The 21274-nt window shown below is 65.8% G+C and carries 20 protein-coding genes; 8 read left to right on the forward strand and 12 right to left on the reverse strand.

What is annotated here, in order from left to right; genetic code table 11:
* Window positions 1-8: 8 nt before the first annotated feature.
* On the reverse strand, window positions 9-2690 hold the full coding sequence (locus VGM20_05845; GenBank protein HEY4100379.1) for an ABC transporter permease: 2682 nt from the start codon (window positions 2688-2690) through the stop codon (window positions 9-11).
* Between the two features lie 155 nt (window positions 2691-2845).
* Between VGM20_05845 and VGM20_05850 the strand changes: the two genes are divergently transcribed.
* Window positions 2846-4549 carry a M28 family peptidase gene (locus VGM20_05850; protein ID HEY4100380.1) on the forward strand — a complete coding sequence of 568 codons (1704 nt, stop codon included), beginning with the start codon at window positions 2846-2848 and terminating at the stop codon, window positions 4547-4549.
* 71 nt (window positions 4550-4620) lie between these two features.
* Window positions 4621-5325 (forward strand): isoprenylcysteine carboxylmethyltransferase family protein, encoded by a 705-nt coding sequence (locus VGM20_05855; GenBank protein HEY4100381.1) that lies wholly within the window; start codon window positions 4621-4623, stop codon window positions 5323-5325.
* 119 nt (window positions 5326-5444) lie between these two features.
* Here VGM20_05855 and aroH read toward each other — a convergent pair whose 3' ends face one another.
* The 8 genes from aroH to VGM20_05895 all read right to left on the reverse strand — a co-directional run bounded on the left by aroH (window position 5445) and on the right by VGM20_05895 (window position 10039).
* Window positions 5445-5846 (reverse strand): chorismate mutase, encoded by a 402-nt coding sequence (aroH, locus tag VGM20_05860; GenBank protein HEY4100382.1) that lies wholly within the window; start codon window positions 5844-5846, stop codon window positions 5445-5447.
* The gene (locus VGM20_05865) at window positions 5843-6394 is read right to left on the reverse strand and encodes a prephenate dehydratase domain-containing protein (protein ID HEY4100383.1); all 552 of its coding nucleotides are present in this window, start codon (window positions 6392-6394) and stop codon (window positions 5843-5845) included. Before VGM20_05865 ends, aroH begins: the two co-directional genes overlap by 4 nt.
* Before the next feature lie 243 nt (window positions 6395-6637).
* The gene (locus VGM20_05870) at window positions 6638-7036 is read right to left on the reverse strand and encodes a hypothetical protein (GenBank protein HEY4100384.1); all 399 of its coding nucleotides are present in this window, start codon (window positions 7034-7036) and stop codon (window positions 6638-6640) included.
* A 59-nt stretch (window positions 7037-7095) separates the two neighbouring features.
* The gene (locus tag VGM20_05875; protein HEY4100385.1) at window positions 7096-7479 is read right to left on the reverse strand and encodes a VOC family protein; all 384 of its coding nucleotides are present in this window, start codon (window positions 7477-7479) and stop codon (window positions 7096-7098) included.
* A gap of 51 nt (window positions 7480-7530) precedes the next feature.
* A complete protein-coding gene (locus VGM20_05880; protein ID HEY4100386.1) occupies window positions 7531-8082 on the reverse strand; it encodes a DUF4199 domain-containing protein in 552 nt (183 codons plus the stop codon).
* Window positions 8083-8202: 120 nt separating this feature from the next.
* Window positions 8203-8655 (reverse strand): LuxR C-terminal-related transcriptional regulator, encoded by a 453-nt coding sequence (locus VGM20_05885; GenBank protein ID HEY4100387.1) that lies wholly within the window; start codon window positions 8653-8655, stop codon window positions 8203-8205.
* Window positions 8655-9674: a hypothetical protein gene (locus tag VGM20_05890; protein HEY4100388.1), complete on the reverse strand. Its 1020-nt coding sequence runs from the start codon at window positions 9672-9674 to the stop codon at window positions 8655-8657. The genes VGM20_05885 and VGM20_05890 overlap by 1 nt, the downstream gene beginning before the upstream one ends.
* Before the next feature lie 29 nt (window positions 9675-9703).
* Window positions 9704-10039 (reverse strand): Uma2 family endonuclease, encoded by a 336-nt coding sequence (locus tag VGM20_05895; protein HEY4100389.1) that lies wholly within the window; start codon window positions 10037-10039, stop codon window positions 9704-9706.
* An 899-nt stretch (window positions 10040-10938) separates the two neighbouring features.
* Here VGM20_05895 and VGM20_05900 point away from each other — a divergent pair.
* The 3 genes from VGM20_05900 to VGM20_05910 all read left to right on the forward strand — a co-directional run bounded on the left by VGM20_05900 (window position 10939) and on the right by VGM20_05910 (window position 13780).
* The gene (locus tag VGM20_05900; GenBank protein ID HEY4100390.1) at window positions 10939-11688 is read left to right on the forward strand and encodes a hypothetical protein; all 750 of its coding nucleotides are present in this window, start codon (window positions 10939-10941) and stop codon (window positions 11686-11688) included.
* A gap of 120 nt (window positions 11689-11808) precedes the next feature.
* On the forward strand, window positions 11809-12585 hold the full coding sequence (locus VGM20_05905; GenBank protein HEY4100391.1) for an N-acetylmuramidase domain-containing protein: 777 nt from the start codon (window positions 11809-11811) through the stop codon (window positions 12583-12585).
* A gap of 94 nt (window positions 12586-12679) precedes the next feature.
* Complete coding sequence (locus tag VGM20_05910; protein HEY4100392.1) at window positions 12680-13780, forward strand: hypothetical protein; 1101 nt, start codon at window positions 12680-12682, stop codon at window positions 13778-13780.
* A 21-nt stretch (window positions 13781-13801) separates the two neighbouring features.
* Here the strand turns inward: VGM20_05910 and VGM20_05915 are convergent, their stop codons facing one another.
* The 3 genes from VGM20_05915 to VGM20_05925 all read right to left on the reverse strand — a co-directional run bounded on the left by VGM20_05915 (window position 13802) and on the right by VGM20_05925 (window position 17927).
* Window positions 13802-15103, reverse strand: a complete 1302-nt coding sequence (locus VGM20_05915) for an ATP-binding protein (protein ID HEY4100393.1) — start codon at window positions 15101-15103, stop codon at window positions 13802-13804.
* 22 nt (window positions 15104-15125) lie between these two features.
* Window positions 15126-15794, reverse strand: coding sequence for a response regulator transcription factor (locus VGM20_05920; GenBank protein ID HEY4100394.1), 669 nt, complete (start codon window positions 15792-15794; stop codon window positions 15126-15128).
* Window positions 15795-15884: 90 nt separating this feature from the next.
* Complete coding sequence (locus VGM20_05925; protein ID HEY4100395.1) at window positions 15885-17927, reverse strand: hypothetical protein; 2043 nt, start codon at window positions 17925-17927, stop codon at window positions 15885-15887.
* A 65-nt stretch (window positions 17928-17992) separates the two neighbouring features.
* On the opposite strand from VGM20_05925, the gene VGM20_05930 reads away from it, so the two are divergent.
* The 3 genes from VGM20_05930 to VGM20_05940 all read left to right on the forward strand — a co-directional run bounded on the left by VGM20_05930 (window position 17993) and on the right by VGM20_05940 (window position 21269).
* Window positions 17993-18757: a sigma-70 family RNA polymerase sigma factor gene (locus VGM20_05930; GenBank protein ID HEY4100396.1), complete on the forward strand. Its 765-nt coding sequence runs from the start codon at window positions 17993-17995 to the stop codon at window positions 18755-18757.
* An 83-nt stretch (window positions 18758-18840) separates the two neighbouring features.
* Complete coding sequence (locus VGM20_05935) at window positions 18841-19644, forward strand: hypothetical protein (protein HEY4100397.1); 804 nt, start codon at window positions 18841-18843, stop codon at window positions 19642-19644.
* A 116-nt stretch (window positions 19645-19760) separates the two neighbouring features.
* Window positions 19761-21269 carry an Ig-like domain-containing protein gene (locus tag VGM20_05940; protein HEY4100398.1) on the forward strand — a complete coding sequence of 503 codons (1509 nt, stop codon included), beginning with the start codon at window positions 19761-19763 and terminating at the stop codon, window positions 21267-21269.
* Window positions 21270-21274 lie beyond the last annotated feature (5 nt).

Raw genomic sequence — 21274 nt, forward strand, 5'->3', positions numbered from 1 at the left:
CGTCCGCTTTACTGCTCCCGCAATGCATCGACCGGATCGACCCGCGCCGCCCTCCACGCCGGAACCACCGACGCCAGCAGACCGGTGAACGCCAGCAGGAGGACTGACCCACCGAGCGTGATCGGATCTGTCGCAGTCACACCGTAGAGAAATGATCCGAGGAGGCGCGTCCCGGCAAAGACCAGCGCCAATCCGCCCGCCACGCCACCAAGAATGATCCACGACGCTTCGCCCACCACCATCCCCAGGACCCGTTGTCCCCCCGCACCGAGCGCGATCCGGATGCCGATCTCACCTCGGCGCTGCGCCACGTTGTACGACATCGTGCCGTACAGTCCCATCATCGCCAGCAGCAGCGCCAGCAGGCCGAAGAATCCGGAGAGCAACGCCAGGAGGCGCGGCCGCGCGAGCGAGTCATTGATCTGCTGCGACAGCCAATTGAGCTGCAGCGCGATCTGCGGATTCGCTTCGGCGGCAACGCGACTCACCTCCCGGGTGACTTCTGTCATCGGCCGCGACGTCCGGATCTCGTAGGTATAACTGCTGGTGTTGTTGTTGCCGACGCCCATCGGGTAGTAGCCCTGCGCTCTCGGCTCCTCGGTGACCTTCGCATACTTGGTATCCTCGATCACGCCGATCACTTCCCACGGCACCGACAGAGAGTCACCGTCCGGCGTCCTGTAGGTGCGCCCGAGCGGGGAGAGCGTCCCGAACATCTTCTTTGCCATCGTCGTGTTGATCACCACGACGTTGTGATGGCTGGCGATGTCGGCGTCGTTGACGTCGCGCCCGGTCAGGAGCCGTGTCCCCATCGTCGCGAAGTAACCGGGGCTCACCTGATTGAACCACGCGAGCGAATCATCGATGTGCTGTGGGCTGTACCCCGGAATGTGAACCAGGTCATTCCACCCCGCGTGTCCGACTGGCGTCGTCCACGACATCGCGGCATTCGACATCCCCGGCAGCATGCGGATCCGATCGAGAATGGCGACTGGTTCGGTGACCAGCCGCTCTCCCTTCCAGCCGGTGTTCCCGAAGTCGAGCGACGCCAGGACGATTCCGTCGCGAGTAAAGCCGACATCGGCGGTCATCAGCCGCTGGAAGGAGCCGACGAGAAGGCCGGCGCACGCCACCAGCAGCAGTGAAATCGCGACCTGCCCGCCGACGAGCACATGTCCCAGTCGCCGCCGCCGGTCGCTCCGCACCGCTCCGCCGCTCTTCATCGCCGATTGCGGATCGGTCTGGGACGCGCGCCACGCGGGAAGCAGTCCGAATCCCACCCCCGCAACGACGGTGATCACCACCGCGAACGCCAGCACGCGCTGATTGGTGGAAAGGTCGATCACGACCGGGCGATCGCTGGTCGACAGCATCGTCACCAGCAGGCGCGTCGCCCAGTGAGAGAAGACCACGCCGAGCACAGCACCGGCCGCCGCCAGCGTCAGGCTCTCGGTGAGGAGCTGGCGGATCAGCCGCCGATGGCTTGCACCAATGGCGAGGCGGATCGCCACCTCGCGCTGACGACTCGCGGCCCGCGCCGACAGTAGCGCGCCGATGTTGGCGCATGCGATCAGCAGGACGGCGCCGACCACCGCCATCAGGATCTCCAGCGCCGTTTCGAAATTGTCGCGCAGCCCCGAAGCACCGCCCGCAGCGGAGCGCGCCGAGAGCGTCCCTTTCAGATAGTCCTGCTGGCCGCCCTTGTCCCAATCGCCGGGGACCGTCGCCTGAAAGACGGCGGGGGCGATCGCATGGAGCGTCGCGTCAGTCCGCGCGAGCGACTCACCTGCCCGCGTGCGTACCATGACCTTGAGATACCAGCGCGATCGCCGGGTCAGCACCTTCGGATCACCGGTGAGGATCGGCTCGGCGCAGAGCGGCGCATACAGATCGGTGCGCTGGCCGACCTCGAGGCCGGTGAATCGCGGATCGGCGACACCGATCACCACCGCCGGATGACCTTCGATCGGAATCGCCTTGCCGACTGCCGCCGCCGCGCTGCCAAACCGCGCCCGGGCAAAGGCGTCGCCGAGGACCGTGACGAGCGGACACCCGGGAAGATCGTCGGCCGCGGAGATCAATCGTCCCGCAACGGGCTGCACGCCGAGGCCGCGGAAGAAGTCACCCGACACGGTGCTTGCGGCGGTCGGTTGCTCGATTCCCTGCGTGGAGAGGTTGAACGATGCAGACGAGTACGCGAAGACCGCACCGAACAGCGAGTCGCGCGCGCGGATCTGCTCCCAGAGCGGGTTGGTGAAGGTGTAGTCGGGTTTGAGTCCCTTCCCCTGATCGATCAGGGAGAGCTCCCACGGACGCGTCACCGGCAACGACCGAAGTGCCACGGCATCGATCAGCGAGAAGATCGCGGTGTTTGCGCCGATGCCGAGGGCGAGCGAGCAGACGGCGACCAGCGTGAACGCCGGTGCGCTGCGGAGCGTGCGCAGGGCGTACCGGATATCGGCAAAGACCGACTCCAGCCAGACCGCCGTGTCGGCGTCGTGCGCCGCTTCCTTCTGCTTCCCCCGGTTGCCGAACCGCCGTCGCGCCTCGGCGATGGCATCCTCGCGGGGCATTCCGCGCGCGACGAGTTCATCGGTGAGTTCGGCGAGATGGGTGTCGAGTTCGACATCGAGCGACCGTGACAGCCGGTCGCCGCGGACGGCATTGGCGAGTCTGGAGAAGAGGCTCATCGATTCCTCGGGGTGTCCGTCATACCTGTCTAGCTATGTATACAAGACACAGTGTACCGCCAAACGGTTGGTGAGGGAAGGGCGCGCCCCAGCGCGATCCGCGCTATGATTCTCCGTACACCCGCACCCCGAACCACACCCCGGAGTTCTTGCCGATGCGCATTCTCGTCCGCGCCGCACGGTCGTCGCTGGTCGCGATCTCCACCGCCGTCCTGATGGTACCGCTCGCCTCGCCGCTCGCCGCCCAGGAAAAGGTCGACGTTCCCACCATCGAACGGATCAAGACGGAGGCGATGCAGCACTCGCAGGTCATGGACCTCATGAGTTACCTCACCGATGTCTACGGCCCACGCCTCACCTGGTCGCCGCGCGCCCATCAGGCCGGCGACTGGACCGTCGAACAGCTCAAGAAGTGGGGCGTCGCCGACGCGCACCTGGAGCCATGGGACACGCCGAACGGGATCGGCTGGCAGAACGAGCGCTTCTCCCTGCAGGCGATCTCTCCCAACCCGTTCATCATCGCCGGAGCACCGCGGGCGTGGTCGGCCAGCACCAGGGGGCGCATCAGCGGCCCCGCGATCCGCATCGATGTCGGCTGCCTCGCCGAGCTGCAGCAGAAGTACGACGGCAAGCTGAAGAACGCCTTCGTGATGTTTACCGCACCGACGGAAGGGCCGGTGACGGAGTTCACGCCATATGCGACTCGCCGCTCCGATTCATCGCTGGCGGCGATGGCCGCGGTTGATCCCAGCGCTCCGGCGCCAGGCCGTGGCGGAGCGGGACGAGGCGGCGCGAACGGTGCGGCGCAGCCTCCGCTCTCGCCTGTTTGCGAGCAGGCGGCAGCGCAGGCTCCTGCGGGTCGCGGTGGTCGCGGTGGCGGCCGCGGATTCAACGTCAACGGCGACACCACGACGCAGCGCTGGCTGGAGAAGCAGGGGGTCGCCGCCATCCTGATGAACAGCCGCGGGACCGGCGGTGATATCGCGACCGACAATGGCGCGTCGCGCGCGAAGGGTGCGCCGGAAGTGCCGTTCGTGCACGTCGCTACCGAGGGGTACGGCCGCGTTGCGCGGATGCTCGAACGCCATGTGCCGGTCGTCCTCGAACTCGAAATGATCAACCACTTCTATCCCGCCGATTCCACCTCGTTCAACATCGTCGGCGACATCCCCGGCACCGATCCGCAGCTCAAGGATCAGGTCGTGATGATCGGCGGCCACTTCGATTCATGGCATTCGGGGACCGGAGCCACCGACAACGGCGCAGGCTCCGGCGTGATGCTCGAGGCGATCCGGGTCCTCAGGGCGCTCAACCTCCAGCCGCGGCGGACGATCCGCATCGCGCTCTGGACCGGTGAAGAAGAAGGGCTCTACGGCTCGTGCGCCTACACCAGGAAGCATTTCGGCTACATCGACTCGACGTCGTTCCATCCGACGCCTGAGTGGTCGAAGCTTGCGGCGTATTTCAATCTCGACAACGGCAGCGGCAAGATCCGCGGCGTCTACGATCAGGGGAACACCGCCGTCGGGCCGATCTTCGAGGCCTGGATGGGGCCGTTCAAGACGATCGGGATGACTACCACGACGATCAGCAATACCGGATCGACCGACCACATCGCCTTCGACAATCTCGGACTTCCCGGCTTCCAGTTCATCCAGGATGGGCTCGACTACGGCAGCCGGACCCATCACACCAACCAGGATGTGTACGAGCGCCTGCAGCCCGACGACATGATGTTCAACTCGGCGGTGCTGGCGGCGTTCGCGTGGCAGGCGGCACAGCGCGACGAGCCGTTGCCGCGCAAGCCGGCGCCGTTCTCGCCGGGCGGGCCGCGGACTCGCGGACAGTTCTGCATGTAGTCGACACGGCTGCGCCTCGCGCTGCAACGGCGCGAGGCGCGCAGCCGTGATCTTCGGCAACCGATAGCCCAATGTCCCGATTGATCATCAAGGGGTTGATCGGCGGTGCGGTTCAGGTCGCCATCTATGCCGCAGCACTCCTGATCCCCGCGGGAATCGTTCACGGCGGCACCTGGTACTGGCCGCGCGCGCTCCTCTTCTTCCTGCTCTATGCGATCGCACTCGAAGCGTCGGTCGTCGTCATGGCGATCGCGGCGCCGAACAGCCTCGCGGCGCGACTCACCCCGCCGGCAACGGAAGCGCAGCCGATGGCGGACCGCGTCGCCACTCTCCTGCTCGTGCTCGCGACGCTCGGCTGGTTTGCATTCGTCGCCGTTGACGTCTTCGACCTGAAGTTGCTGCCGCCCCCGTCATGGGGTGTCTCCCTGGCCGGCGCCGTGGTCTCGTTTGCCGGATTCATCGTGGCCGTCACGGCGATCCATCAGAACGCCTTTGCGATCCCGATCGTCGAGGATCAATCGGCGCGGGCGCAGGTGGTGATCACCTCAGGATTGTATGCGTACGTGCGGCACCCGATGTACCTCGGCATCTTGATCTTTCATGCGGGGTTGGCGCTCTGGCTGGGGAGCTATGCGGCACTGCTCGCCGTCGGCGTGATGGTCCTGATGCTCCGGATCCGCATCGGTATCGAAGAGACAACGCTGCGACAGACACTTCCGGAGTACCCGCAATACATTACGAGAGTGCCCGCGCGCCTCGTCCCGGGGATCTGGTAGGAGGGAGTCACTCCGGCCCGACAGCCTCGGCGGCACTGGTCATCTACGCGTACAACTTCCTCCCATTTCATCGCGGTGTCTGATCCGCGAAGAATGAAGCGGGAAGTTCGAGAAGCGGGTCACTCTCGCCCCACCAGATCCGGCCGCAGCGCCGCGGCACCGCGCAGATACACCGGCCGCACCGGCCCGCTCCAGCATCGCTCCGCATGCACCAGGATCCTGAGGCATCGCGGCAGCGCCCCTGGCACCGCGATCTCCGTGGCACAGAGGAGCGGCACTCCTTCCCACCCCGCGAATCGTGCCGTCGTCGCCGGAAACGCGGCGTTGAGATCGGGCGTCATGGTGAACACGGCACTGATCATCTGCTCCGGTCCGATCCCGTTCGCCGCCTGAAGTTCGTGAATCAATTCGGCGACGGCCGCGGCAATCGCCGTCTCGCAATTCTCCTCGACCGTGATCGCACCGCGGATCGCCCGGACCGACGGCACCCGCAGCCATCGGCGTAACCATCGATCGATCATCTCGCGGCGCCCGGTGCGATGACCACGAACGCGGTCCGATTGTCTCGCGCATCGGCGATATCGCGATAGAGGACCTCGAGACCGTGATGCTCCGCGGCGCGTTCGCTCGCCACCGCCGCTCGCGTGTAGTTTCGATCGAGACTGATCCGGCGCGCCGATTCGGCGGTGTCGTCGGCCACTTTCGGCGTGAGCCGATGCGTCGCGAGAAAGCCGACGCATTGCTTGAGCGCTTCCGGATGGCTCTCGACACTCCGGATTGTGCGGACGGCGGTCCCCGGGAGCGCCAGCAGGCAGAGGCAGATCGGGAATTCGAATCGGTCGACCTCCTCGAGATCGGTTGCCGAATGGAGCGCTGCCCGGCTCGTCTCGATCTCGCCGATGGTGGAGTTCCAGACGGGCACCAGTCCCAGGTCGGCTTTCCCGCTTCGCACCGCGCGAACGACTCCGTCGAAATCGGCGAATCCTGTCGCCCTGGCGCCGGCAATCCTCGACTCCGCGGCGAGTTGACTGAACGCACCGACACTTCCCTGATATGCGACCTTCGGCACCTGCTACCCCTTCCCCATGTCCAGGACAAAACAAAACGGCCCTCTCGTCAGTGAGAGGGCCGTCGGCTGGTGCGGACTGCTGTGAGTGTCCGTGCTAGCGCCGAGCTCCCCCTCCCATGACGGGATAGAGGCGATAGCTAAATGCGAAATAGCGCACGGCAGTCATCATGACATACGATAGCAGGAGACGGGAAACCGCGTCAAGGTGATCGGGGTTCGAACGGATGCCGCGCGAAGACGATGTCAGAGATTCCCCTCGCAGAGAAAACCCTCCTGATCCGGTCCGCAGACCGGCGCGCGGGTCGGACGCCGGATTGGACAGATCTGCGAATGCACCAGCTGGAATCGGCCATCCCAGAATTCGACGAACGCTTCGAACCACCGCGCGGCACCGAGATAGTCGCCGTCGAGATAGATCGTGCCGCTCGGCGCGATCGGCTCTCGCGAATTGCGCTCGATGATCGGCACGCTGAGCGACAGCCGCTGACCCCAGTGCAGCTGATGTTCGCGATCGCGGAAGATTCGCACCACGCGCCCTTCGATCCGCCCGGCGCGGGCGTCATCGCGCGAACCGGTGCGGCAGAGTTGCAGATGCATCTGCGCCTGCGCCCGGGCTCGCTGGTACACCTCTGGCGCCATCATCCGCGAATCATCCGCGTCATCGAGGGGTCTCCTGGATCATCACCCGCGAATCGCCCGCGTCATGAAGCCGCCGGTTCCCAGAGCTCGACCTTGTTCCCTTCCGGGTCGATGACCCATCCGAACTTGCCGTATTCCGAATCCTCGACCTTGTCGAGGACGTTGTATCCCTTCTCGCGCAGCGCCTTCACCAGCCCGTGCAGGTCGTCGACCCGGTAGTTGATCATGAACGGTGCCGAGCTCGGCGCAAACTGATCGCTCTGCTGGGAGGCGATGTTCCAGGCGGTCGTCCCCGCGACCGGCTTCCCCGCGTCGTCGACCCAGTCGAACGCTGCCCCGCCCCACGGCTGGACGTCGATGCCGAGGTTGTCGCGATACCACGCCTGCAGCGCCTTCGGATCGTTCGCCTTGAAGAACACGCCGCCAATGCCGGTGACTCGTGCCATCGTCAGATTCCTCGCATGGGTTGAATTCGAAAGAAGATCCCGCCATCCCGATCAGCTGCTCGTGGCACCGTCCGGCTGCAACACCTCTTCGCGCCGCTTGCGGCTCAGCGCGAACGCCGACACCAGCGTCAGCACCAGCCCCACCGGAAGCGGCTCCATCGTGGTGTAGGCAACGTTGACCACGGGATTGCGGTACGATGTGCTGAACGACGCCATCTGCTGTGAGATCGCCGCCACTTCGGCGTCGCTCTTTCCGCTGCTCTTCGCCTTGGCGACCGCCTTCGCGGCGTACGTCTCGGCGAAGTTCGGCATGAACCTGTAGTAGATCACTTCCCAGGTGCCAACATAGCCGGCGACACCGATCAGCATGATCAGGAACCCGACCTTGAACGCCCGCCCGAATCGCACCGACCCGCCGGCCACGTTGTCGCGATAGGAGCGGATCCCGAAGTAGATCATCAGGAAGGCGATCACCATCGTGGTGTAGCCGACCGCCAGCCCCTGGTCGAACTCGACGTCCTTCCAAACCAGCATGGTGACTGCCAGCGTGGCCGAGAGGATGCCGGCCGCGATCAGGCCGAAGGTCAGGACGATCTTGCGCATGAGGGCTCCGGAAGTGGTCAGGAGCGGAGAGGATACGAAACGAACGGCGGGTTGGCTATGACCAGAAAGGATGATTTGGTCGATCTTCGGGGATTTTCATCCGATCGGGTGACGGAATCGTCACGGAATGAGGCGGAGCGCCTTCCCCTGCTGGACCGCCTGGGTGCGGCGCCGGGCGCCGAGCTTCTCGAAGACCCGGCCCGAATGGGTCTTCACCGTGTTCTCCGAGACAAAGAGCTTTTCGGCGATCTCCCGGTTGCTGAGGCCGGAGGCGATCAGTTCGAGTGTTTCGAGCTCTCGGGGGGTGATCCCCAGCGCCGTGATCCGGGCGTCGTCGCGAGTGAACTCCGCCGGCGCGGGGACCAGCACCTCGACCTCGCGGACCACGACCCGCTCCTTCTTCCCAGTGATCCGGAGACCGAGCCAGACGCCAACTGAAGCGAAGATGATCGCGACGAGCCCGCCGTAGATCTCGACCGAATGTTCGATGACAATCCAGCGAAACTCGACCGCCTGGAGGATGGCGATGACGATGGCACCGGCAACGCCGTAGAGGAGGACATCCTTTCGCATCAGCGCTGGTTGCCCACCTTCGGTATCCGTTGCGTCGCCCCGGCCGGCGCTCCCATCCCCGCCGGCAGCAGGATCGCCGTTGCCGTGCCGCCCGCGTCGACCTCGAACTCCAGTGACGACCCCGATCGCACCTGCCGCATGAAGAACCTCGTGGTGGACGCAGGGAGCAGCACGAACGGCTGCTGGGTGCCGACCCGCAGGGTGAGATGATCGCCGTCACGTGTCACGACGAGGCTCGCCCCATTGAACGTATAGCTCCCGGCCAACTTGTCGAGTACCGCCGGCGCGACCGCCACCACCTGCGCGGCACGGGCCGCCGCTTCGGCCTGGGAATCGGCGACGAGGAGGTGTGCGACAAAGCGCTTGACGTCGATCGAATCGACCCGGCGTCCGTCGACGCTGTCGGCGGAGTGCCAGCTGAGGACATGACCGGCGCGGTCGACCTTGATTCGGGTGGTTCCCACCACCGCAGAATCCGAACCGATGAATCGCGCGGGGAGGAGTTCGATCGCGCTCGCGCGGCCGGCGCTCAGGCCGGTGAACGGGATGGTTGTCGTTCCGATCCGGGCTGCGCGCATGCGGACCAGGGCGAGCTCCTGGCCGAGCATCGAGGCGCCGAAGGTGGGAAATGCGCCGCCCGGCATCGCCATGCGCCGCGTCAGAGGCCGGGCGCGGCCGGTGGTCAAGGTGAGCGAGTCGGTCCCGAATGTGAGCGAGTATTTGGCTTCGCCGAGTGGGAGGGTTCCGCTGCCGTTCGACAATCCGACCGCCATGTCGTACTGCATCGGGAGGCCGTCGGCGCCGAGGGTCAACGAGAAGTCGTGCACCTGGACCTGGCCGAGGTTGTTGATCCAGACACCGGAGACATGGTTCGCGACGCGCGAGAATTGCTCGAGCGAAACGGTGTCCTTCCCCTCCACGACGATGAATGTGGTGACGTGTCCGGACTGTGCCGGGAGTGATGAGGCGGCAATCGTCAGGGCAACGATAGGGGCACAGGTCAATGAAAGGCGGCGCATGATCGGTCCGTTTCTGGAATGGGCCGGGATCATATCGTCTTCACTCGGACGGGATGTGCGAGCGATGTGCGGGTCTTGTTCGAAGGCGTTGGCTCGCCGCCGGGGCGTCGGAACTCGCTACCGTGCCCCCGCTTCCCCCCACGGGGCAAATCGAACGAGATGTCGGACGGGGACATGAGCAGCCACTCGATCCCATGATCTACCAGGTAATTTCCCAGCGCGAGATAGAGGCGTCCGACGACGACCTGATGGCGGTCCCTTGGCGTCGGACTCACCAGCAGCTCACCGTGGACAGTCTCGTAGCGCTTGCCGTCGTCGGGCAATGCGCGCACGTCGTCGGCCGTGAACCGCTTGATGGGCGCCATGGACATAGTATCTGCTCGGCGCGGGTGAATGGGCAAGTGAATGACACGCCCAACGGTACCGGTCGACGCCGCCGGACTCGCTTGCGCCAGATCATCAAACCAACTCGCCCGGGCTGTCCCGGGCTGCATTCGACGACCGAGACCGTTGTGCCGATGACTGATCCGAAAATGCCGGCAGCGAAGACCGATCGACCGGCTCCGCATCGAGGGTGCCGCACTCCAAGTACCCCGCGCCGGCAAACGAAACCATCGCGGCAGACGACGAGACCACTACGACGTAAAACAACACCGGATCGCCGACCGGCCAATACGCTTCGCACGCCAGCCAGTATTCGCGACATCACGACGAATCCAACCGCACCCACGCCCAATACTCTTCTGCTGACGACGAGTGGTTCCGCGTCGCCGACGGATACTCCTCGCCGCACGACCACTCCTCCGAGTCGGGGGGCCGATACCCTTTGACCGGGACCCGGTACTCCGCGTGCGGGAACAGATACTCCGCTTCCACGAACAATTACTCCGCGTCCGGGAACGAATCCACCGGTTCCATCCCCGAAAACCTGCCTGAGAAGGCCGATTTCGGTCCCTCCGAGAACGATCGACAGGCGGCCACAACCGGCATGTTGTCGTTTTTTCGTACAACTTTCGCCCCTCGGCACCCCCAAAAACCCCCAAATTGTCCGAAATCCGGACAACTTGTCCTGAAATCGTACAATCAGTCGCGACACCCCACTGAAAGGCCCGTCAAATCAAGGTTTTTCTGTGGCACGCCGCCTGCTTCTCCCCCGATCCATCGACGCGGTGAGTTCACACAGCCCGCTCGAGTTTCCTCTGTCAGTACATCTGATCACGGGCCAGAAGGCCCAACTCGCGCTCCCCTGCGCAGGAGGTGGACGATGGACGGCAAGACTCGCAGGAAACTGACGATGGCTGCGACGGTGATCGACTTCATCAAGCAGCAGCCACCCTCGACCGACGCCGGCTTCACCGCGCTGGTCACCGATCTCGAAGGGCTGATCACCCGTGCCGACGAAGTCGCCCGGCAACAGCAGGACGGATTGACGGCGCAGGCCGCCGCAACCCGCCGGCGCAACGAGCTCCGCCGCCGGACGCTTCGCGACCAGACGCGCTACCTGGTTCGCGTGGCGGAGCGCACCACGGCGGCAAACGCCGAGTTCGCCGGGCATTTCGTGATGCCGCCCGACCACGGATCGATCAGCGCATTCCTCACCGCGGCGAAGGCGGCGCTCACCAAGGCGCAGACACAGAAGGATCTCCTGCTCTCGTCCGGGCTCAATGCCACGGCGCTCGATGACCTTCAGACGTCGATCGATTCTTTCGATGACGAGACGGTGCGCCAGAACGACGCCCGCCACGATCACATCAGCGCCCGAATCGAGCTTGCAGAGATTGCCGCACAGTGCGTCGCGGTGGCGAAGGCGATGGACGGCTTCTACCGGCTGGAGTTCGCCGACGCTCCCGAGAAGCTCGCCACGTGGCGCTCGGCGAGCGCGGTCGTCGGCCATTCACCGCGGCATCCGGCGGCGGCGCCTGCGCCAGCGCCCGATCCGGCGCCGGCACCGGCACCGGCACCACAGCTGGCGACACTCCCGGCGCTTTCGACTCGGTCGGACCCCAAGGCCTGACGCCCCCTCAGGCCGGTTCCCCGCGTTCCGGCTTCCGTACTGGCAACACTCTTGCAAACGGATCCAGTGCGGTTGCCGGGCGCGTGGGAACGCTCCACCCTTCAGGAGGAGGATCTCTCGATGACGACGTTCAATGCGCAGGGCGATCCGCTCAGCACCGACGCCTTCGAACACGCGCTGGCCATCATGGATATCGACGCGGCAACACTGTGGGCCGTGCTGCACGTCGAGACTCGCGGCTTTGGCTTCCTGCCAAGCCGCCGGCCGGTGATCACCTTCGAGCGCCAGGTCTTTCATCGCCTCACCGACGGCCGTTTCGACGCCGACCATCCCGAGCTCAGCAACCCCACGCCGGGCGGCTACATCGGCGGTGCGGCGGAGTACGCGCGCCTCAACAGCGCATCGACGCTTGATGCCAGCGCCGCGCTGCAGAGCTGTTCGTGGGGCATCGCGCAGTTGATGGGGTTCAACTACCAGTACATCGGCTACACCAGCATCGACCAGATGGTCGAACAGCTGGTCTGGAACGAAGACGAACAGCTCTGGTCCGCCTCGGCGTTCATGGAAGAGGAAGGTCTCGCCTATTCGCTCCAGGAACACGATTGGGACGATTTCGCCGAGCGATACAACGGCTCCGGCAGGGGGTCCGAGGGATACGCCGCGAAGCTGGCAGCGGCTCATCAACGCTTTCAGTCACAGACGCCTGACCTCGATGTCCGCTTCGTGCAGGTGGCGCTCTTCTATCTCGGCCTCCATCACGGCCCGATCGACGGGATCATGGAGCCGCGCACGCGATCGGCGCTGATGACCTTTCAACGGCGCTGCCGACTTCCGGTCACCGGGACGGTGTACCGGGGTGTCGCCGAGGCGCTCGACGCGGCGGCATTCGCGGCGTAACGCCTCAAGCGGAACCGTTGGCGGCGTATCTTTCGAGCAGGCAGCTTCGCTGCAGGCCGCGCTGGCGCGCCATCCTTCCACAGTCGAGGCTCTGATGCGGATCCAGCGCACGTTGTGGTTTCCGGTCTTCGCGGTCACCGCGATCGTCGCCGTCGCGATACCGCGTAGTGCGCGTTCGCAGGCGCCCGCGCATTGGGCACTCAGCGCAATACCGGTGACATCGATCGGCGTGGTGGAAGGAAGTACCGACGACGAGCTCGCCAACGTCAGCGGTGCCCGGCGCCTCGCCGACGGGCGAGTGATCGTCGCCAACGGCAAGCCGCTGGAGTTGCGGGTCTACAGCGCTGCGGGAAAGCTGGTCCAGCGCATCGGACGCAGCGGCGACGGCCCGGGTGAATTCCGCGGACGGCTCGATTTCCTCCCGGCCGGTGGTGACTCGATCCTCATCTACGATCAGGCGAGCCTTCGGACCATCCTCTATTCACCCGGCGGCAAACTGCTGCACGAGTGGCCTGCGAAACAGGGCGGAAGCGATCGCGGAATGATCGTCTACCGCCGCGCCCTCGCTCCGGCGATTCCACCGCAGATGAATCACTGCTTCCGCCAGTTTGCCTCGACACTGCCGCTTCTCGATCCGCCGGCGCTGCGCACCGTCGTCGCCGATGACAATGGACATTTCTGGGTGCGCATCGACAAAGACAATGCGTTGACCGCGTACTCGACGAACGGACGAATCCTCGGTGTCGTCCGCCTTCCGCCGAGGTTCGAGGTGTACCGGATCGATCATGGTTATTTCACCGGTCTCACCCTCACCGACGATGATGTCGAGGAGGTCCAGGTCTTCCGGCTCGCGACGGTGCCGGCCTCGCCGGTCGGCGCGTGCGGCACTGTCGCCGACTCGTTCGTGCGGGTGAAGGGCGTGCAGGTGGCGCCGATGATCACTGCCCTTCGCAACGCGATGACTGCCGGCGAGATGGCCTACAGCAATTACGGGTCGTATGTCTCGACGATCGATTCGATGCCGACCCTCAAGGCGCAGCTGCCAAAAGGGATGACCTTTCGCATGCTCCGCTCGGGCCGGAAGGGGTGGGCGGCGATCCTGTTCGATCAGCATTCGACGCTGACCTGCCTCTTCGGATTATCCGACGAAACGCCGCCGGGATGGGCCGATGGAACGATCGGCTGCAGCGACTGAAGGAGATTGCGAAGAAGGAGTTCAGCTTCCCCGGGGCGCGGTTCGATCTGAGGCGAAGCGAACTCTGACGACGGTTCCCTCCCCTACCGCCGACGCGACGTCGATCTCGGCGCCGTGCGCGTCAGCGATCCATCGCGCGATCGCGAGGCCGAGTCCTGCGCCGCCGACCGATGGTTCTCCGCCGGCGTCGCGCGATCGTCCGCGGTCGACCCGGAAGAATCGTTCGAAGATCCGCGGCAGATCTTCCGCCGCGATCCCGATCCCGGTGTCCGTCACGATGACCGACGGCCGTCCGTCGATATGCCCCACGCGAAGCCGCACCGTCCCGCCGCGCCCGGTGTACTTGAAGGCGTTGTCGAGGAGGATGAGGACGAGTTGTCGCAGCAGGTCTGGGTCACCGACGATCTCGACCTCGTCGAACTGATCGAGTTCGAAGGCGATCCCCGCCGCTTCGGCGAGGGGCCGCGCGGCATCGGCGGCATCGGCGGTCAGGTCGTCGAGAAAGAGCGGCTGCCGCTGCACCGGCCGTTCGCCGGCATCGGCGCGCGCCAGCACCAGCAGGTCATCGAGAATGGTGCCGAGACGGCGGCTTTCCGACGCAATGCCGTCGAGGGCCGCGATATAGCGTTCCGCGTCGCGAGGCTGTTGCACGGCGACTTCCGCACCGGTGCGGATCACTGTCACCGGGGTGCGCAGCTCGTGAGCGGCGTCCGACATGAACGCGCGCATCCGGCTGATCGATCGCTCGATCGGCGCAGTCGATTCCCGCACCAGGAACGATCCGCCGATCGCGATCAGCAGCAGTGCCACGAGCGCGGCACCGCCGAACGCCACGATCAGGTCGACATCCTCGTCGTGGAGTTCGGCCGCCTCCGATGTCGCGACGGCGACTGCGACGGTGGAATCGTCGAGGCGGAAGCGCTGCTCCCAGACGCGAAGATTCGGTTCGACTCGTCCACGTTCGTCGGTCCCGGCGGTGTGGAGATAGGCACCGGTGCTGTCGGCGCGCGCGGCGAGAACCTGCACCCACGGTGGCACTGTCCTGGGCGTGATCGGGTCACCAGAGGCGGTGAAAAGGAAGACGTTCCGATCGGTGAAGCGAAGCGTCGCCGCACGCTCCACGAGCGATGCGCCGGCATCGGCGGTGGAATCGACTGAGCGGGCGGCACGCTCGACGGCCGCGACGCGCTGCCGCAGGGTGCGGCGCAATCGGTGATCCATCTCGACCTTGATGGCGAGAAAGAGCCCGGTGCCGAGGATGAGCAGGGTGGCGGCGAGTGTTCCGACGTACCAGATCGTCAGCCGACGCCGGAGGAACGCCACGCCGCGGCTCGGCGCGCCGGTCCTAGGTTCCAAGACGATAACCGGCGCCGCGGATCGTCTGGATCAATGCGACGCTGTGGCCGGCGTCGACCTTCCGGCGCACGCGCGAGATCAGGACGTCGACCATGTTGGAGAAGGGATCGTGGTTGTCGTCCCAGATGTGCGCCGCGATCTCGGCACGCGTGACCACCTTGCCGACGTGGAGCGCGAGGTACTCGATCAGGGCGAATTCGCGTGCGGTGATGCGGAAGGTCACGCCCGCGCGGGTGCCGGTGCGGGCGTCGAGGTCGAGGACCAGATCGGCGACGGTCACGACCCGCGGCACCAGCTCCGGGCGGCGGCGGGCGAGGGCGCGGATCCGTGCCACGAATTCGGGAAAGGCGAACGGCTTGGTGAGATAGTCGTCGGCGCCGGCGGTGAGGCCGGTCACACGATCGTCGACGGCGTCGCGGGCGGTGAGCATCAGGATCGGCGTCGAGATGTCCCGCTTGCGCAGCTGGCGGCAGAGATCGAAACCGCTTCCGCCGGGGAGCATGACGTCGAGGACGAGGACGTCGTAGGTGCCGACGGTGGCGCGAAGGCGACCAGTCGAGAACGAATCGGCCTGCACCACCTCGATCTGCTGATCGGCGAGGCCGCCGGCGATCAGCGCAGCGAGGTGGGCATCGTCCTCGACAAGCAGGATCCGCATGGATGGAGAGTCTAGCGGCCGGATCCTTACGGCTCAATGACCACGAACGACGGGTGGCGCTGGCAGGCGGCGTGAGGCGCCATTCCATCGCTACTTGCACCCCGGCATCCTGAACGCCGAGATCCGCGACGCCTGCGTGGTCGTCCCCGCACGCACGTAGGCGCCGACGTGCCAGATGGTGCAGTCGTCGTCGGGATCGACGGCGGTCTGGGTGTAGTCCTCGAACCGAGACGCGGTCTGCGATCCGGCGCCTTCGATCACGGTCGCTTCGGCGAAGGTCATCTGTCCCTTCGGATCGTTCGGCTGCCGTCCGGTGAAGCGGATCGCGGCGTGGTGCGGCAATCCGCCGAACGAATAGCCGAGCCCGATGTTGCCGAACCTGTCCATCGCGGCACTCGGCAGCCAGCGGTAGAGCGAATCCGCTGCGGTCCCTGGCGCATACGTCCCCTGCTGATAGAGACTCAGCGAGCGGTCCTTGTTCACCCGGAACTCATACCAGCGGACGCCGCCACCGTTGAGTGACGTGTTGACCGAATGTGCCGCGAGGACATGTTCGACATTGCCGATGCGCCGATAGGTGACGCGTGCCATCAGCTTGTCGCCCTGCGAATCGAGGCGGGTGTTGTTCTCGGGCTGCGGCACGCACTGCTTGAGCTGGCCGTCGCAGAGGAAGTGGTACGGTGCCACCGGAATCAGCACGGGGCCGATCAGCTTCGTCTGCGACGGATCCTTCCAGTCGACGTGGAATTGCCAGGAGTAGATCACCGAATCCTCGAGAACTCCGCGCAACTGGCTCCCGCCGGCAGCAAGGACGGGGACCGGTGCACCCGGTGGCGGCAGCGTCTTGCCGTCCATATCCGCCATGTTGAGGAACGGAATCCCGTTGACGATGATGCACTGCTCGGTGGCGTTCTCTCCCTTGAGCATCCTGGCGCGATCGGCGACGCAGGCGTGCTTCTGGATGAAGTTGTCGCTGGTGCTGGTCGGGATGTAGTAGCCATCGGGCCAGATCGCCGGACGGGGATAATCCGGGAAGTACGGGCGGATGAACTCGTAGCGGTAGTACGAACCAAGGGGATCGGACGACGTGCTCACGGCGTAGCACATGCCGTAGGTGCCGACGGTGGTGTCGTTCGGTGGCGGCGCGCCATTCGGCGGCAACTGCGGCCGGGGAGGCGGCACGCGTGCGCGACCACCGGAATCGCCACCCCTGCCACGCCCACCGCGCCCGGTGGTATCACCGGCGCGACCTCGACCACCACCACGCGCGGCGGCAGCGGCTGCCGCGGCCGCGAGTGTTGCGGAGTCCGGCGCTTCGAGCTTGACCGCTGCACCAGGCTGGCCCTTCTGTCCCGGCCAGTTCTCGTGCGGGACGCCGATCTCCGGGTACGGCTCCTGATTGGCGATCTTCTCGTAGCGGGAGAAGAGCGGCACGACGAAGAGCCAGCGATCGGCGAGCTGGTCGTAGCGCACCACGGCGTCACCGCTGCCGCGCGTGTCGCACTGACCGCCGAATCCCTTCCAGATCTGCCGGACGTTGACCGGACCGTAGATCACCTTGCCGGTGGTATCGAACCTCGCCTTCCCGGTCTTCGGATCGGGGCGCCCCTTCTTGGTCCAGATGGCGATGCCGCCGCCGTTGACGATCGCGACGACGTGGTTCGGCCCGACGGCGAGCGAGTAGTCGAGACCGCCGCGACCCGGACCTTCCGGGCCGGCAAATCCGGAGCCTTCCCCTTCGAAGTTCGCCACCATCCGCGCCGCCGGCTTGGTCCCGGCCCGGGTCTGCTCGACCTTCGCGGCCCCTGCAGGAGAGACAATCGTGATCGGCTCGACCGGCTGCTGCTGGCGCTGCTGGAAGGCGAGTTCCGTTTCGGAGCGGGGCGCCAGCGCGTCGGCGTGCTGATCGGGATCGAGATCGGCCGCCTGCCCCACGCGATCGCGTGGGTCGACCGTCATCGACGCGAGCGCAACCGATGTGTCGTGCGCCAGTGACGCGTGCGTCGCAGTGGCGCTCAGTTCGACCGGAGGCGTCGGGAGTGGCGCTTTCGTCCTGAGCGCGGCGTAGGCGCTTCCCGACAGCACGAGGGTTGCGAGTACGGCAACGGCAATGTCGCGAGACCGGATCGCCATGAGGTCCTTCTGGGGAGTGCGGAGGTCGAATTGGCGTCAAGGGGTATTGTATAGTAGCCTCATCCATGGCCGAGCCGAGCCTCGATCTGCTGCGCGAGGGTGACATCGAGGGGGCGTGGCGTCGCTTCATCGATGACTATCGCCGGCTGCTGTTCAGTGTCATTCGCCGGTTTGCCCGTGACCCCGACGAGGCGATGGACCTGTTCGCCCATCTGTGCGAGCAGCTTCGCGCCGACGAGATGTCGCGGCTGCGCCACTTTCGTGATGACGCTGGCGGTTCGGCATCGTTCTCGACGTGGCTGGTCGTCGTCGGCCGCCGCCTCATCATCGACTGGTATCGCAAACGCGACGGACGCATTCGCCGTGCGCCGCCGCGCGATCTCTCCCCACTCGGTGTTGCGATCTACACCCAGGTGTTCATTGCGTCGAGGTCGCATCGCGACGCCTACGAGTGGGCGCGCGCCCACCTCGATCCATCGCTCACCTACTCCACGTTCCTCCGCGAGTTGCGGGTGGTTCACCAGGCGGCCTTCCGGGAACCGGCGGGGAGCGTAACTCGCGCGGTGCTCGACTCCGCCGAAATCGATCCGACGCCAAATGCCGAGGAGCTCGTCCTCGCGGATGAAGCGGCGGAAGCGCTCGGCGACGCCATGGCGACGCTCGATCCGGCGGTCAGGGCTGCGGTGCAGCTGCTGATCGTGGAGGAGATGACGGCGGGCGACGTCGCCCGGGTCGTCGGGTGGCCCAATGCGAAGGCAGTCTACAATCGCGTGTATCGTGCCCTTGCGGCTATTCGAGCGCGCCTCACCGCGGAGGACGCGAAGAACTGATCGCCCGCTCCCCGGCGGAGCTCTGAGCAATTCCGCCCCCGCCGTCCGTGTCACGTCAGCATATCCGGTCAACCCGTTACGGAATGCCGACCACGATGATCGCCGATCGATGCCCCGCCGAATCCGACCTCCTCATACTGGCGCTTCGCGCCAGGTATCCCGGTCGCGACCTGACCTCCGTCGAGCGACACGTCGCAGCGTGCGGCAGGTGCCAGGCGGTCGTCCTTGAACTGCGCCGATCGGTTGAATCGATCGCAGTGTCGCGCGGGTCCGAACTGGAAAGCAGTGCTGGCTGCCTGGATGTCGCTGCCGTCGCCGCGCTCGCGGATGGCTCCTTGCCTTCGGCTCAACGGACCGCGGCTATCGCGCATCTCGCCGTCTGCGCCCAGTGTCGGGCTGAACTCGCCGAGATCTCATCGGCGCTGCGCGACCCCGCGATCGACGCCGCGATCCGCCCGATTCGCACGAGACCGGCTTCGACTCGTGCTCGGTTCGCGGGGCTGGGTCTCCTTGCGACTGCGGCCGCCGCGATCCTCATCGTCGCCGTGCGCAGGCCGCAGCAGGCGATCGCCCCGCAGCTTCGCGACGACGCGCTGCCGGCGATCGCACCGGTTGCGGTCGCGCCCGAAGGCGTTGTCGCGGCATCGTCGGCGTTCCGCTGGTCGAGGGTCAGGGGCGCCGACCTCTACCACGTCACGATCTTCACCAGCGACGGAACGATCGTCTGGGAGGGGGAGACCGGTGACACCACGATCGCAGCGCCGGCGACGGCGGGGCTGCGACGGGATGTCGACTACTTCTGGAAGGTCGACGCCAGAACCGAATTCGATCGCTGGACCGCGTCGCGCATGATGGAATTCCACCTGATCCCGGGCGGTGCACGGTGAGCGATTCCCGACTGGGGATGCGCCGGCAGTTGCGCTGCCCGAGGTGGACACGCGCTGCGGTGGTGTTGCTGGTGTCAATGGCCTGCAGCGATACCGTGGATACTCAATCGCCCACGATGCATTCCGACCCGGTCCTGGCGGCGGCGCTGAACGTCACGATGACCGCCGCCTCAGGCGATCAGCTCGCCTACGTGGCGCTCACTCCCGAGACAATCGATGCCGGCTCGACTGCGACGATCACCGATCGGGCATCCGGCGTCGAGCGAAGCGTATCGGTGGTCAATGGCGGATTCGATCCGGTTGCGATGCCCGCGACCACGGGCGACACGCTCGTCGTCCGCGTGGCGACGACTGCGGGGGAAGCCATCGTCGCTGCAGTTGTCGCGCGCCCGCATCCGCCGCATGTGGTGCGCGTCGATCCACCGAAGGATCAGGTCGACGTTCCAGTGAACACCCATCTCACCATTGTCTTCAGCAAGCCGGTGAACGCCGTCACGCTCACATCCGCAACGGTGCAGCTGCGTGAGGGTGCCACGGCGGTTCCCGGAGCGATCGCGGTTGATCCAGCCACACCATGGCTGGTGACGTTCACGCCGGACCAGCCGCTCGTCGCGGGAGCGACGTACACACTCGCCGTGACCGGCGCGATCGCCGATCCCACCGGCCTGACGCTCGATACGCCGACGACGATTTCGTTCACGATCGCCGACGCGGTTCCGGTCGGCTCAATTGTCGTCACTCCCGATTCGATCGAATTCACGGGAAAGACGCAGCTCGTAGCCACGGTAAGGGACGCCGCCGGGAATCTGCTCACCGGTCGGTCGATCACCTGGTTATCGAGCGACACCAACGTCGCGTCGGTCGACTCGACCGGATTGGTCACCGCGGTGCCGCAGGTCATGGGAAGTGTCTCGATCACCGCAACGGTGGGTGGGCACACTGCCAGCGCCGCGCTGAAGATCGATTGCGCCGATCTCGCCCTCGAATGCGTGACGGGTGTGTTTGCCAGTGGCGTGCGCACGATCAGCGGTACCATCAGTCAGATGATGCCGGATGGCAGGACGCAGCCAGCGGCTAACGCGACCTACTTCTTGTGGTTCTTTGTCCGGAATATCCCGCGCGGCACTTCTTCATCCTACGTTCGCGGACCGCGGCAGACGGACGCGAATGGCCACTTCACCGCGGACAGCGTTCAGGACGGCCGGGCTGTCGCCACGAGTGTAGTGGGATTCGATCAGCCGTGCGCGGTCGTCGCGAACACCATCGGGCGGAACGCCGTGATGAACATCACGGTCGTCGATCCGGCACATCCGCTACCACAATTCGCCACCGGACAACCCGTCGTCTCGGGGACCGTCAGCCGGACGCTTGTGGACGGCACCATCGTGCCGGTGATCGGTGCCGCGATCATGGCCACCAGTGGCACCGATTTCAACGGCGACAACACCACCGTCGCCCTGACGCATTCCGATTCCAGCGGCCGCTTCGCGTTGTGCAGCCTGCCGTTCACGGATCCTTACTACGGACCGACGATCCAGCTCTGGACCGCAAAGTCGGCGTCCGGACCGTTCACTCCAGCGGTACAGGTGACGGGACCCGGCGCCGTGGACATCATCGTCCCGTGACACGA

It is taken from the genome of Gemmatimonadales bacterium (genome assembly GCA_036500345.1).
In the GTDB taxonomy this organism is placed as follows: Bacteria; Gemmatimonadota; Gemmatimonadetes; order Gemmatimonadales; family GWC2-71-9; genus Palsa-1233.